At 47.1% G+C, this 15909-nt stretch carries 5 protein-coding genes; all 5 read right to left on the minus strand.

From position 1 onward, the window contains the following. Nucleotides 1-37: 37 nt before the first annotated feature. The 5 genes from cas3 to RQN30_RS01315 all read right to left on the minus strand — a co-directional run bounded on the left by cas3 (nucleotide 38) and on the right by RQN30_RS01315 (nucleotide 15617). Entirely contained in the window at nucleotides 38-2989 is a 2952-nt protein-coding gene (cas3, locus tag RQN30_RS01295) for a CRISPR-associated helicase Cas3' (protein ID WP_353060928.1), read from the minus strand. 5 nt (nucleotides 2990-2994) lie between these two features. Beyond that, complete coding sequence (locus RQN30_RS01300; RefSeq protein ID WP_353060929.1) at nucleotides 2995-3165, minus strand: hypothetical protein; 171 nt, start codon at nucleotides 3163-3165, stop codon at nucleotides 2995-2997. A 477-nt stretch (nucleotides 3166-3642) separates the two neighbouring features. Continuing rightward, a complete protein-coding gene (locus tag RQN30_RS01305; protein WP_353060930.1) occupies nucleotides 3643-5937 on the minus strand; it encodes a discoidin domain-containing protein in 2295 nt (764 codons plus the stop codon). Further along, on the minus strand, nucleotides 5925-9467 hold the full coding sequence (locus RQN30_RS01310) for a glycoside hydrolase domain-containing protein (protein ID WP_353060931.1): 3543 nt from the start codon (nucleotides 9465-9467) through the stop codon (nucleotides 5925-5927). Before RQN30_RS01310 ends, RQN30_RS01305 begins: the two co-directional genes overlap by 13 nt. Nucleotides 9468-9698: 231 nt before the next feature. Continuing rightward, entirely contained in the window at nucleotides 9699-15617 is a 5919-nt protein-coding gene (locus RQN30_RS01315) for a GDSL-type esterase/lipase family protein (protein WP_353060932.1), read from the minus strand. Nucleotides 15618-15909: the final 292 nt, after the last annotated feature.

Genomic DNA, 15909 nt, shown 5'->3' on the forward strand with positions numbered 1-15909 from the left:
CGCAGACGCTGTGCTAGACGCACCAGACCCGCCATCTTTAGCAATCATTGCGTACCTCCATCAGACCCAGCTCTCTCGAATATCGAAGTGTACATCCCTGTACAATCGTCTCACCGTGTACCAGCGGAAGCACAAGCTGCCCATACACCGGCGTATGGTAATCCCAGCTTGGATGTAGGAGTTCTAACTCTTCCACCGTCCTTTCAAAAGTACCATGATTTGTGAATTTTGCAGGGAGACGCACAATCGAATCCATCAATGCCTGCGCCTGTGCAAACGACGGATTACTATCCGTCGGTATCTCACGCGGGATATCTGGTGAAACACCAGCTACGAGCCGCCACGTAGCCATATTTTCAGCGTCATCAGCATCTACTAAAATGACTTCCAAAGTATCTTCCCCTTCCCGCACACCTGCTCTAATCAGCGAATCTTCATCGCCGTCAATATGCCCCTGCACCCAGCCATCTAGTGACGCTACTGCATATTCATTTCCAGCAGGTTTGGGACGATCTAAACAAAATGTTTCTGCATTCTTTTCAGATTTCCTACGTTTTTCAATAAACTTATTTTTCGCCACAGCGTATTTCTGCCCCCATTCACTTGGCAGATTCTGTTCTTCTTTCTCGCTATACACAAAAGACATCAGCGGACGCACATCATCAGGAAGCCGCAGGGTTTTACCGCCGCCAATATAAGATTGCAGCGCGAAAGCTGTCCGCAATAGCAAGACTTCTCCATACACAGCTGCTGAACCGCGTTCCACATTCGGCTCTTCCCCGGTTTGCGGCATTTCAGCGATCCAGCATATTGGATTTTCCAAACCAACAGGTCTTACGCGCCCTAAATGCCGATGCACTCGCCCTGCACGCTGCAGTAAAACATCAATCGGAGCAAGATCCGATATGAGCAGATCAAAATCAATATCTAAGCTCTGCTCCACTACTTGCGTGGCGACAACAATTTTTCTTCCAGAACGCCGCCCTTCCCGAGCATCCTTTCCAAAATTATCAAGCAGCCACTGATCATTTTCTGTACGGTGAGCACCAATAAATCGCGCATGCATCAACACTACGTCGTCCCCAAAAATCTCCTGAAGCTGCACGTATGTTTCCTGAGCACGTTTCACAGTGTTCCGCACGACGAGCGCGCATCCGCCGTCGCGTAATTTCTCTGTAAGAAAATGATTAATTGAATCATCAAGCTGGCGCACATAAACACTTCTATTTTGTGTAGATTCCACGTGCTCAGTAGAAATACCATGAGCAGTCGCCACACTAAGAGCAGGATAAGGTTCCTGCTCTTGTGGATCAATGACGAAATCAGAAACAAGATTAGCGTCTTGCTTTTTCCACTTTTTTCCTCGTTCTTTACGTGAAAGCTTCGGGCGAGCATAGTTCCGCCCGCACTGGTAGGCATGAAGCAGTTCCTTACGAGAAGCATCATCGAGAGTAGCCGACAAAGCTATCACACTCACACCATATGCTCCCAGCCATTCAATAGCGCGATAAAGATACTGATTCATAAAAACATCGCAGGCGTGAACCTCATCAATAATCACGATTTTTCTGCTCGCCCCAAAATGGCGCAATGCTAAATGCCTACTTTTTAACGCCACCATCAGCAGCTGATCGATCGTACTTACAACAAAATCAGCCATTAATGCTTTCTTCCCAGATTCCCAGGGATGGACGGAGATACGGCTCCGCAATTTTTTATTTTGCCTATCTGAGTGTTCTAAATGAGCTGGTACTTCATCTCGCCCCACATCGCACGATCTGTTTGGCAGCGGAAGAAAATGAGCAGCTTGCCGATATGCTGTCCTTTCTATGTGCTGTTGCAGATCATTCAGATCAGCATCAACCTGCGTGCTGGGATTAATCGAAAATTTCTTATTCCGCAGCGCATAACCACGCCGTTTCAAGCGCTGCACTTGATCACTGAGATTTGCCCGACCATGCAATAGCTGTACAGAAAAATCACTGGTTCCGTCATCGTTCTTTTCCATCGCAGCAATCCACGTAAGCAAGCGGTTAAACATCGCATTTGCTGTAGTCTGCGTAGGAAGAGTAATCCATACGCCTGAGGCTCCTTGCCGCGCAGCCAGAATATGAGCAGCCAAAAGAGCTGCTTCCGTTTTTCCAGATCCCATAACGTCTTCCACAAGCAAAAGAGCGGGCTCATCTGCCGTATTAAGCGCCTCCTGGAAAGCAGCTCTTTGCATTGGGCGGGCAGAAGCTTCTGGCGGTAAAGAAAAATCAGCACGAAGCTGGGCATCAACGTCTGCATCAGAATCCACTTCATGCGGGCGCCACGGAATCGGTAAGTCGATCAATGCCCATGCGGAACTAAGCCGCTCACGGAAATATACTTCATCGCGGTAGCCCAGATCTTTGCGTGATATAAGCGGGAAATAATCGGTATTAGAAGCAATCCAGTCTGCTGTGATCACGATTCCAGAAAGTAAAGCAAGCACTGGCTGAGAAAAATCTACAGTACCCCAATGATTAAAATATGGTTTTGCTCCCGATATACGTATACACCAGGAAAGTAATTCTTCTCGGGCTGCTTCCCATTGGTCTTGACCAAGCTCATGTGCACGAGAAGAAGCATCGCTAACATCTTTTGCGGTCGGCGGTATGCCATGATGTGCACCAATCACAGAAGCCAAAGACTTAGCTGCACCCTTACTCCACCCCATATCCTGAACGAGCTTTTTAAAGATTACTTCTCCTGCAAGCGCATGCGGAAGCTGTTTTCGTGATTCTGCCGTCATGCCGGAAAATGTGAAACCGTAATTTTCCATGCGTAAGGCAAGATCATCTACTTGAATCGCGAATGCTGGAGTCAACTTTCCAAGATCATGCACGGCACATACGAACGAGACTAAAGCTGCTATTTCAGCTTCGCATTCATTAGCACACCTATAGCCAATGCCGCGCGCAAGCATTTCTTTTTGCCTGGGTGCGAGCCACTTTTGCGTAAGCATTCTCCCTACGCCCGCGCTATCGGCACAGTGATAAAAAGCGGCAGCCACTTAGGATCCGAGTCACTGTCGTCAGCAATTCCATACCGCTCATAAGGGCTTTTTGCCCAGGCGATGCGGGCGGCTTCGGAAAGAGTAACCGCGTGATTTTGTGAGGACTTGAACGGACGGTCTTTCATGCATAACAGCCTAACAAACAACATAAATGAAAACTTGAAATATAAGATCTGTAAACTGCAAGGGCGGTCTAGCATACGTAACTGGCGGCAAAGCGGTTGCGAGTCCACGTAACTGGCGGCGAAGTGAGCGGTTTTGTTTTCCGACGGCTCCCCATTGTTCTTACAAGCTTGTGACCATTATGAATGTAAGCTCTCCCGACGGTGAAAATCCCAGCTCGAGTTCTTGCCATCAGTTGCGTAATAAAATGGCTGCCGCATATCCCGCACATGAACGACGTATAACTCTCAGGCAAATAAAAGCACAGCCCGCACGAACAGAAATACGAAGAGCCTATTATGCCGACGGGGACTGACACTAGTGAAAATACACTTAGTGCCAGTCCCCGTTTGGTTTCCGTGCAAAAGCACTTTATAGCCACGATACGCGAACCGCTGGCTGGCGGTGCCGACGGATTCATACGTATCCAGCAGCCTTAACTAGCGGCGACGGCGGAGAGCTATACCGGCAGCACCAGTTCCCAGCAGAACCAGAGCCAGCAAACCAGCAGCAGCTATATCTGCACCCGTAGCGGGCAGATTAGCTAGATTTGTATTCGTAACTTTCTGAGAATCAGGAACATTATCAGCACTTTGTTGATTGTCTATCGGCTGCTTAGGCTGAAGTGTATTTCCTTGCTCCTGAGTTTCTGTATCTTCCGCTTGCGCAGAGCCGCCAGTTGTATCATCGTCTGGCGTATCGCCGCCTGGAGCAGCAGTCCCGCCAGACTGTTGTGCAGTAACAGTAATGATGAACTGCTTGGATGTCATTTTGTGATCCTTATTTACAGCGACGACTGTAACAGTGAACGTACCCGTCTCTTTTGGCGTACCGGAAATCGTATCGCCGTCGAAACTAAGTCCCTGCGGTAAACCAGATACATCCGAAATGCTTCCGTTATCAACGCTTAAAGTAATCGGAGTAATTGCTGCGCCTACTGTTGCTGTCACATCTGCAATATCTGCAATACTTGCATCCGGATGTACTGGTCTTGGAGCAACTTTAAATGTCACAGTAAAGTCATCATTCGGATCAGAAGCCGCATATTCTGCTGGATAGCGCACCGTCACTGTTACTGCAATCTCTTGCCCGTACTGAGCTTCGGAAGCGGTAAATGACACGACACCCGTATCAGAATTAATACTTGCTTCTTTTGGAACATTCTGGGAAAGTTCAAACACAGTACCTTTCGGTTTGGCTGCAGCTGTGCCGTCTGCTTCATTCTTAAATGTTGGCGCTGAGCTGCTGGTAAGCTTCCCGACTTCAGCTGCTATCGGATTGCTGCTTACCACTGGTTCCAGAACCGGCAGAGCAGGATTTTCCGGAGAAAGCACGTTAATTGTCAGTATTCCTGCCGTCTTAAATGTACCCGCGATAGCTGGACGTTTAACATTATCAGCGACAGTTTCTGCAACAATAAACGGAACGTTCATTTTCCCTGCCGGTGTATCTTCCGGGATTTTGCCTGTTAGTATGCCGTCATCGGAAAGATGCAACCATTCAGGAGCATTTTCTCCCAGCTCGTAGCTGACACTACCTGCATTATTTCCGGTAAGAGTGATCTTCATGCCGTCGGGGAGAGAATCTCCCGGTTTGACGTTTGCCCCATTCTTTATCACACTCGGCTTTAAGAATGTATGCTCCCAATCTGCGGTGCTGTTTTCGGGCAGTGTTAATCCGTGCTGTGCTAATCCGTTCATCGTCACCGAAATTTTCTCTCCGGGCCGTGCAGTATGCCGCCCAGCTGTTTGCGGTGTTCCATTTACGATATAGCTAATTCCGTTATCTGGAATCTCATACGTTTGCAGCGGAACATTATTCTCCCCTATTGTGTCTGCGACGCTAATCGCCGTATTAGCAGCGGCAAGCTTAGTAGCTCCGAATTCTGCAGCAGAGCCGAAGTTCTTACCCGAAACAGTGCTGTCCGCAGCCGTAATTGAGAATTTCACCCATGGCCCCTTTGTACCTTGAGGAAGCTGAAAGCTTTGTACATCGCGTGTATTTTGCGGGGTCACGCTTGCTGCTTCAGTCCATGTTTTTCCGTCGGCAGAGGTATAAATCTTTGCCGCAGAAGCATTACCGTTAGTGCCGCTTTGGCGCTGCTGATATGTCACAGCACAGAGCGGCTGATCGCCAGCGTCTGTCTTCCATGAAGTCTCGATTGGATAATTATGCCCATTCCATTCGGAATGCCAGTGGGTAGACGGGTCATTATCGAACGCCAAAGATACTGGACCCTCTTTTGGTAATCCCTGTGTAGGTTCTTCCGAGTTTGCCGCATAATCGCCGGCTTTCGCACTCACGCATTTCCCGGCAGCAGCCTGTACGGCTACGTCTGCTGTCAGTGCTTCTCCAGCAGCTTCAGCGCTGAAAGTGATTGTGCCGTCACCGCTGCCATAATTATTAGCCGCCCAAAATTCGATTCTGCCCGTCTGCCCGGCGTGAATCTTGCCAGTTCGTGCGGAAGCAGGAGTGATTTGCCATCCTTTCGGTACCTTTGGCGTCACTTCCACCGGATCAAGATTCTTATTAATCGGAGCATTCACTGTTACTGTAATTTTAGCGGGTGCACCTGGAGTAACTGTGGGCGTTGAAGTGTTTGCTTTCATGACAGGTTTTGTATCTTCCTGTTCACCGATTAGGTCAAGCGCCATTGAACGAGCGCTAACCATCTGCGCCCATGCTTGCGGAGTATCCGCATCTGTATCTCCCACGCTTGCTATCAGTCGATCCACTGCAGCCTTATCCGCTCCTTTGGTTTTAACTGCTTCGCGCAGAATCTCAGAATCGTCAATGCCATCTTGGAATGTTTCCCAACGCATTGCAGAGATAACATAAGGGTTCGCCTTATCTCCCCGGGGTAAACAATATATTCATCTCCCTGCGCATACTTATATGCCGGGTGAGCAAACACATCTTGCGGCCAAGAATTGAACGTCCAACGCAAATATCCATCAAGATTGCGCCGAGCCACATCCCATCCGAGCACTCGTGATGAAATCAGCGGAGAAGCTGTGATTGTGTTTGGTTTCAATGGCTTAGCCCATGTATACAGCAAGGTTAGTTTGCCATTATCACGACGCTCTTGAATCATGCCGTCTGTAACGTTATTCCAAATGTCATGATTGTAGGCAATTAAGCTTACGTCCATTTGAGCAGTCGCCTTATCCGTTGCATAAGCGATTTTTCCATTCCAGTCTGGAGCAACTTTGGATACAGTCGCTTTCATTTTGTTCATCAGCTCTGGAGCGCGCTCATCAAAAGCAAGAGCCGCCTGATTAAACCAGCCTTTTTCTTGCAAATGCTGTTGAGCTGCTTTAAGGAACTGCCCCCAGGCCTTTTCATAATCCGCATTCCCGAGCTCAACTTTTTTCGTAACCATCTTATTTTGTTTGATATCAAAATAAGTCAAACGCTGCGGGTCACGGAAAGTCATCATTCCCCATAAATGGATTGGCCCTGTGATTCCAGCATCAATCTGAGCTTGAACTAGTTTATCGAAGATATCCCAATCGAAAGAGTAATCCGAACCGTCATATCTCCATTTCACAGCACTTTCGTAATGCGAATACGTCTGCGGTTTTCCGTCTTCAAGCAGCCACGGATCTTGGGAAATAATCACGTTTGATACGCTTTGCCCTGCTCCTGCCAATTCGGCAAGGTAAGGCTTCATCAGTTCAAAATGTTCATCGCTCCACACATTTACACCGTAATAATCAGCAATAGCGTCTGGATGCCACCAAAGGTCAAGCGTAAACGGACGATTTTCTTTCGATACAAGCGTCACATCTCGAATCGTTGTACGCACAGGATATTCGCCAATTACTTCACCATTGAGCTTGAGTGTTATTGTCTGATTTACAATCCCCGCGGGTATGTCTTTTGCCGTGTGAGCTACAAACCAGATGGGCTGATTCTTATGAGCAGTGACATTTGGTGCTTGTTTGCGCAATGGATCTGTGGTCTGGCTTTGCTCAGCAGGCCATGTTTGCTGATTCGAGTTTACTGTGGAGATTGTCTGCGGATAGAAAATTTCCCAACTTATTCCGTCTGCTTTGCTTACCTCGGCCGTGAGTGTACCGGATTTTGCCGGGTTTATTAAAAGCTGCGCTGATGTGCGATTATTTTTCGCCATATCAAGCCCGAGCGGATGTCCGCTGGGGATAATCCAGCTATTTTTCTTATAATCATTCATACGCAGATAACTAGAGCTTTGGAAATCTCCAGTGGGAAGATACACTGTAGTTTCACTATTTTTCACACCTGACGCATTAAGCGCGTCTTTATTCAACGGTAATGATACGGACTGAGTTTTTGCCGTCACGTCTTTACCATCATAGCTACCCGTCACTGTCAGTTCAGGCGTCCAAGTTCCGGATTGTACTTCCGCAGCAGTAATCACGTGTTTTAACTGCGCTCCGCTTTGATTTCCTTTACAAAGCCGAGATTCACCAGGTCCGAAACCATTACTCCAACGGCAGTTTGTTATTTTGTTGAAACTGGAGTTAGATGATGTGCGAATGTTTGTAATCGGTACGTTACCTGTATTAGTTACGCGTGCCCATAAGACGGCTTCATCTCCCACAGCTCCTGCTGCTCCTGCTGTATAGACGGCATCTAGGTATGTCTCTATTTTCAGTTGCGGATTTGGAGCGGCTCCGTTTTTAGCGGTCACGTTGACAAAGAAATACTGCTGAGATTCTTTGCCATTGACGCGATACGTGCCAACAAGAGTGCGCTTCCCCGATATTTTTTCCGGCACAGCGAGCTTTACCGTCACTTTTCCGCTTTTTCCCGCGTTAATCGGAGAAACTTTTGCTGTAGATTCTTCGGTCCACACTCCATCAGTGCCGCGAATATGCATCGTCCCTTCAGGAAGATTTTCCCCAGTTTGGTTTGTGATATCGACGGTGTAATTCGCTGTTTGCCCAGCTGTGAGCGTATTTCGATTGTTTGCATCGGTTTCACGCCCGTTGGCTTTCGCGCTAATCGGAGCACACAGCATATTCATAGCCGTGGTGTCAATCTGCGTGTATGAAAGTTCTGTGTAGCCTTCGCGCTCATAGAAGATTCCCACTGTGCCGTTTGCTTCTCGGGTCTTGTTATATCCGCCTTCGTAAATCGGAGTGCCCGTGATATATTCTGCTTCCTCAGCATCGATCTGCAGACGCCCAGGCCAAGTTTGCCCGTCATCACAAGAGACTTTCGCTGTGGCATTGATGCGAATATCAGGATCTTCTGAATTGAGAAGCATCAGCATCTTGGCTTTAGGATCAGTGCTTTGCGCATCAGGATAAATGCGCAAAATCGTGCCGTTGGATGTGGGATCTATCTGCTGACCATCAGCTTTCATATTATTCCACGTATCGCCGCCGTCATCAGAATACGCAACCTTACGCATACCGCCAGTGACGCGGGCGCTCATCATCAGCCGCCCGTCTGAAAGTTCCACTACCTTATTTTCGTCTTTTGCAGCGTTGGTAGGATTCCCAAACTTCCACGTATCGCCATGGTTATCAGAATACATACTGACGTTACCAGCAGAAGTGACGTACTGCTGAATTAAACGTCCCTTGTGCGCCTCGCCGCGAAGCTGAATACCCTCTCCTGAAGCAGCAAAAATTCCGCCCCACAGAGCATTCTTAGATTCAGCCGTGATTCGTTTATGCCGCCAAGTAATGCCATTATCATCCGAGTAGGAATAATCGATTTGCATAATGTTGGGATCTTGAGGATTATTTCCCGCAGACGCACCAGCGAAGCCTTTGTTTACTGTTCCAGCATAGAAAACAAAAATACGTCCAGTATCTCGATCCACTAACACAGAAGGATCTCCGAATCCCTCTTTTCCTTCTTCATAGCGAATCTGCTGAATTGGCCCCCATGTTTTTCCGCTGTCAGTGGAGCGGCGCATTGATACCCCGATATTACTTGGGAGATCTGCCATTCCTGGGCGGATATCGAAAAATGCCAAAATATCACCGTTATTTGCTTGCGTCAATGCAGGGATCCGATAACGATTTGCACCTGGAATATCGTCATACCAGCGGGCGACTGTGACGGTGCCGCTTTGTGCGCTATTAGTTTCCGTGGTTGGCGTTTCTGCTGCAGCTGCTGGAGCAATGAAACCTGCTGCACCAAAGGCAAGGGCAGTTAATGAAGCAAAAATCTGCCGTTTTACAGATCGGTGTTCTGTGCCCGTGTGCTGGCGGTTAGATAACCGCTGCCGCCAGTGAGCAGATTCTTGTAGCGGGTTTATATGCATCTTAACCTTATCTCTCAAAAATTAAGTAAGTAATGTCTGTGAGGCGTCTATGCTTCACAGATACAGATTTGATTTAATGATTGTTTGCGCTAGTGATTTTTGAATCTAGTTTGTTGTACCCGGCGGTATCTTGCCGAAATATTATGCAACTGATGAGCCGGCGTTCTAGTTTGCTGACTTGGCGGGGCTCGCTTCTATCAGCAGAGCCCCACCAAGTATTGCGTTATTGTTTTACTTCATATTTCGACGGCGGAGAGCTATACCGGCAGCACCAGTTCCCAGCAGAACCAGAGCCAGCAGACCAGCAGCAGCTATATCTGCACCCGTAGCGGGCAGATTAACCGCATTTGTGCTCTTCCCTTTTTGAACAGCAGCAGGGCCATCCGCTGCCGGCCGTTTGCTGTCTGCAGACTGCTCAGGCTGCGTTTCTTCATTTGGCTTAGGCTTTTCACCCTCACCCGGTTCAGGTGCATCACCCGATGTTCCAGGCTTTTCACTCTCACCCGGTTCAGGTGCATCACCCGATGTCCCAGGCTTTTCACTCTCACCCGGTTCAGGTGCATCACCCGATGTTCCAGGCTTTTCACTCTCACCCGGTTCAGGTGCATCACCCGATGTTCCAGGCTTTTCACTCTCACCCGGTTCAGGCGCATCACCCGATGTTCCAGGCTTTTCACCCTCACCCGGTTCAGATGCATTACCCGACGGATTATCCTCAGGATTTCCGCTCTCTGGTTCAGGATCGCAATTTAGCGATTCACGCGTAGGCGCAGTCCATTCCCAGCTCTTAATTACACCTTCAGGAATGACGTATCCGTCTTGTGCCGAAGCAGTCACTTTCAGTGTTTGTCCGTAGCCATACACAATCTTGCCGTTGGCATCTGGATTTACTGTTTTCCCGTCGACGGCTGCCGTATACGTTACGCCTTCCATCGGAGTCAATTGCGCATAGGGCTTCACCTCGCAGCTAGCCGGATCTTCAGCATGCGGCTGCACATTTGAGCTGACACTAGGGGTGACATGCTTCGGATTAACCGCAGGCGGATCAATTGACGGATTTGGGTTTGCTGTGAGCTGCAAATTAAAGGCTGCTGCCGCTTCACGCGGATAACCAGTGCCGTCTGCTGCTTCTGTAAGTTTTACAGTCACAGCAACTGTCTGAACAGCTTTGTTACCCACGTTTGGTATGCCTTCAATAGAAGTGCCGTCTTCACTCAGGGCAAAGTCTCCGGAAATCCCGGTCACTTTCACAGTATCTTTTAGCACTGGATCATTATGGTCAAATAAATCATTAAGCGGAATGGAAATCTTCTGTCCATCCGTGCCGCGTTGGTCAGGAATATCAGCTTTCGCTTTCAGCTCTGAATCCACATCGTGATCAGGGTCAGCCCATGCCAAGCTGAAGTTCATATAGCCAATATCAGCCCATCCGTTGCCGCCCGGTTCCAGAAGTAAGCCAATCCGACCATCAGACTGGATTGTCATTGTGGTGTATCCGGTGCCGCCAGAGCGAATCGTGGATCCTTTCTGCCAAGTCTGCCCATTATCGTATGAGATAGACATAACTCCCTTGGCGCGTCCGCCAGCTGGAGTGTTGGAGAAAAGCAATACTTTTGAGCGCAGCGTGCCCGGATTAGCATTCGGGAAAGCACGAATGATTTGAGCATTGTTTGTACTATCGGACAGCTGTTTTTCTATCTTGTAATCCTGCCATGTATCGCCGCCATCTTTCGAGATTGCAACAATACGGTAGTCTTTTGCCGATCCGTTCGGAGTGCGAGAGTTGAGCATAAGATTACCATTTTCAAGCTCTACCACTTTATTCTCATCGAAGACAAAGTTGTTGCCATCCACAGAATTAGACGTATATTCACCGGTTTGCCATGTGTCACCATGATCGTCTGAGTACATAGTTATCGCTACAACACCGCCGCCACTTTTCTCACAGCCCAACTGCTGTAGTAAACGTCCCTTATGCGGCTCGTGCATTTTTTGGGTACCGGCTCCAGAGGTAGCAAAACAACTCTTAATCTCTGGCACTTTATCAACCAATGCCTGCGTAACCACGCGCTGATCCCAGGTCATACCATTATCGCTTGAAACAGAAAGCCCAAGATTCATCGTGTTACGAGATATCTCATCGACGGTGCCATCAGCTTTCTTTGTGTATTTCCCTTTCCAGAAACCTTGGTCTTGACTGTACACGTGGAAGTTAAAAATCTTGCCTGTGGTGTAATCCACTACGAAAGAAGGATCAGAATAGCCACGCACACCCAACACTCCTTTAGCTACTGTGGTCTGTTCACCCCATGTAACTCCGTTGTCTATAGAGCGGCGCATTACAATCCAGTTTTCGTTCGGCGAATCTCCACCGCTTGTCTTGCCAGCTTTTGGACGAGCATCATAAGCAGCGAGTAAATCACCATTAGATGCACGCACAATAGCTGGGATACGGTAAGCGAAAGTGCTATTACCAGCTGCCAATACCTTCATTTCACTTGAATTAGCAGTATTGGTTGGATTCGCATCCTTAGGTTTATATGCCGTGGCTTGCCGATACATTCTTTGGGTATTTACCTCCTTTACAGCTTGCTCATGATCTACGACCTCGTCATTAACTACAGCCTGTACGTCAAGCGCAGGAAGAGATTCACCGTCATCTAAGTTTTCTTTCGTGACGGTATAGCGTACCTGACAGGTAACGCTTTTTCCAGGTGCCAAATCAGTAGCTACACAGCTTTCAGCACCGTCCACATTTGTTTTGTTTCCATCTTTTGCTGCTGGACGCAAATCTATTGAAGCATCAGAGACATTACTTATCGTCACGTCAAACACCAGCTCATCATCTTCTGTATAACGATATTTGACGGAATCGGCAGTCTGCTCAAAACTAGTCACTTTCAGCATAGTTTTCACAATCGGAATATCACTGCCTTTAGTGGGAGCAAGCAGAATCGGAGTACCTGTAGAATGAGTAGTTCTCGGATAATAAGACCACTGGATTTCTGGAGTGAATTTTCCAGCTGCCACATCATCTGCCGTTACTACATGATAGGCACCCGTACAATCTTTCTTGGTGGTTCCATTCGGAATATTATTCCATTTGCAGTAATCCCAGTTAGTCAGATTGGAATTCACAGACTTAAAAGCGCGATCAATACCAGTGTCGTTTGTGACAGTGATAAGGAACTTGATCGTATCGCCTTCTTTCCATTTCTCGCCTTCACCTTTCGGATTAGAAATAGTAATTGCAGAGTTTGCCTCTGGCAGCACAACTTCAGGAGCTGGACCTGCCGCCAAATCGCTCACCACAGCACTCCCGTAGTCAGCACTCTTATGCATCTGGAAGCGGGCATATGGCGTAAATTCCCCAGCTTTGACATCTTCAGCAGTAATTCTGTGTATCACTTTATTACTGCTTCCTTGTGCGAAGCATTGCTGCTCTACATTTGGAGCGGCTTTGTACCATTTGCATCCGCTGGCGTGTGTCAAATTTGTAAGCTGACCCTGATTCATGATGTCAAAGGCACGAGCAGAATCGGTCTTATTTGTAAGAATAATTCTGAATTCTGCTTCATCGTTTAAATTCCACACGCCATCTTCTGGTTCATTTACCAGTCTAATCTCAACTTTGAAATCTTCATTTTCTTTGCTTTGCGGAGCATTAATGGTCACCCCTTTAAAGACCGTCGGATTTTCCGCCTTTGCAATCTTCAGTACCTCAAATTCGCCGAATTTTGCAATTGTATTAGGAAGACCAGCGGCAGCATTATTCGCCATAGCACTAATCGAAAATAGATGAGCTTCTCCGTCAACGTCTTTAATCTGGAGATAGCCATCATCATTTGTGGTGACGTTACCAGCTGGCACCGGCTTTGGATTATTTGAATCTGTGACGTCTGTAATGATTAGCGGACCAGTGAAAGCAAAGCATCCCATAGCCAGTAAGTCTGATGTTTTCACGTTGGTGGTAACCACTTTGCTGGCATCGTTGTTGATTTCTCCAGAACCGCGCTCGGCTGAGATTTTCAGACTCGGATCTATTGTGACTTCAGCAGGCACACTAGATCCGGAGGTGTGATCGTAAGCCAAGGCGTAGAGACGCATATCCTTCCCAGTCTTCAACGGCAAACCGGATTTCTCCAACAGATAGCGACCAATCGCCAGTTGACCAGCGTCGTTTGCGATACCGTCAGTGTCAAACCAGCTATCGATATTTGCAATAGAATTAGTTTCAACGAGATACTTGTGTAAATCAATAAGCTTTGTACCCTGCACTTCATCAGCAATAGTCTTCATTGCCTGTGCAAAAGGCTCAGCCGCTGGAGAAATATTTGGTGGAGTAACCAATACGGTTTGATTGCCAGCAGTTTGAATCTTTTGTGCAAGAGTCTTGATATTCGTCTGGAAAGTCGAAAGATTTTCAGTCAACTGACCAGATTTCACTACATCTGGAACTATGTACACTACATCAGCCATATCTGCCGGAGATGTGGTAAGTACGTTATAACGTTCAAGCAGCTGTACACTGGTGAAACCGTCCTGTCCATCGTTTACTAGCTGTTTCATGCGTTGGTCCATATTATTTTTGGAGTATTCCCAGCGCAGCGCTTCTTCAAAAATTTCAGTGTAGTTTTTCACCTGATATTCGTTTGTAAGACCAGCGGTAGTATCAGATCCGAGGAAAAGCCAGGTATTGGGAGTAGTGCCATTATTGATATATTTGTTGAGATCAATTGCAGGATCAGACGCTTCGCTTGTAATAGTCTGCAACTCATCGCTAGTAAGTGCCTTGTTGTACACCTGTGCAAAATCAATAGAACCCACAAAATGATCTGGACCAGACCCTGTATTCTGCGTGCCGCCAATCGTCACAGAATTTACTCCGAGAGTGGGAAGACCAATGTTTTTACCACTAAGATTGAGCGGGTTTGCCTGGCTAACAGCAGAACCATCTACATATATTGTGACTTTACTGTTCGTATCACCTGTGATAGCCATGGCTATGGTGTGCCATTCTCCATCTGTGAGCGCATTGCCACGGCTCCAGTACGTGCCTAGACTCGGAGCAGCAATTTGCAGCTTGCCTTTGTTAACCTGTTTGTTTTCCAAACGCATGGATACAGTTTTTTGAGAATCCTTATCGGAAATACTGAAAATCGTACCTCCGCCGTTAGTGTCGGCTTTAACGCGTGTAACCAAAGTATATGCAGCCGCATTAGCAATCTTTGAAACGTCGCTATTCTTAGAAATATGTGCAGTGCCACCGAAAAACTTATTTACATCATAGTTGAGCATTGGCTGGGCAGAATCGACTTTCGGTGCTTGTTTATTAGCAGCACAGGCATTAGCGGCATTAGTAACATGAACGGCTTTATTCCCTGCCGGCACCACAATCTGATCAGCAGTAAGTTGACTAAGTGCAGTAGCTTCACCATCGGGAGTTTGGTTCAGATTAAGCACGTTTGCAATATATTGCGCCCATTCCAAATGCCCTTTTTCTGAAGGATGAATATTTGCATCTCCCAACAAATCAGATTTATTAAGATTTCCATCCTCAAGAATTTCTTTCCAACGCTTTGCAAAATCAATAAGGATGGTGCCAGTTTCTTTAGCTACTGTGCGTACCGCTTCATAATATGGATCTAACGAAGCATCACGATTCATGGTGTAGTTCGTAGTTTGCACCACTGGAATGGCTCCCGCACCACGCACAGTCTGCACAGCAGCTTTGAGGTTATCCGTAAACTTATTTACTGGCACCTTATTTCCGCTGGCATCATTCATCCCGTAAGTAATAAATGCAATATCAGGATCTTTTTCGATAATCAAAGCATTCTTATAAGTTTGATTATCGAGAATAGCAGTAGTTGCACTGGAATTTCCAGAGTTCACCACTCGATCACTGAGACGATTCAAACCATTAGCGGGATCGTGTAAGAGCTGGTTAATGTACTCAGTATAATGACGTAAACCTTTAGTATGCATCACACCCTGAGTAATCGAATCTCCCACAAATACCCAGCGCAGCGGATGACTACTTTCTACTTTAGTTTTCAAATCCTGCAAATCTTTCGCAGCATTCTGAGTATTAAAATTTTGATTTATTGGCAGAGCCCGTGTATCTGGATCTTGAACTTCGTATGCCACCTGCTGAACTTCACCAGTGAAAGCCGGGAGAATTTTAGAATTAGTGTTGCTGCAGCTCGTTCCATTGCAAGATTTATACGTGACGGTAGGAGAATAACCATTGGCAATATCTGCTCGGTTAACAGTGTGATTTGCAGTTATATTGCTGCATGTAAGAGTGGGAGAATTATCGTTGATATTCCCTCTGCATCCCGAAATATCCCCGTCGAAATTATGACTCACAACTTCCATACGGTGCGGACCAGAACTGTTCTTAATCGTAATAAGAAACTGTATCGTATCACCTACATGC

This window comes from Arcanobacterium hippocoleae (genome assembly GCF_040360365.1).
Classification (GTDB): Bacteria; Actinomycetota; Actinomycetes; order Actinomycetales; family Actinomycetaceae; genus Arcanobacterium_A; species Arcanobacterium_A hippocoleae_A.

What these genes read in the sequence shown, in the direction of transcription:
- RQN30_RS01310 (WP_353060931.1), bottom strand. Translation starts at nt 9,467, where the DNA reads ATGCATATAAACCCGCTACAAGAATCTGCTCACTGGCGGCAGCGGTTA.
- RQN30_RS01300 (WP_353060929.1), bottom strand. Translation starts at nt 3,165, where the DNA reads ATGAAAGACCGTCCGTTCAAGTCCTCACAAAATCACGCGGTTACTCTT.
- cas3 (WP_353060928.1), bottom strand. Translation starts at nt 2,989, where the DNA reads ATGCTTACGCAAAAGTGGCTCGCACCCAGGCAAAAAGAAATGCTTGCG.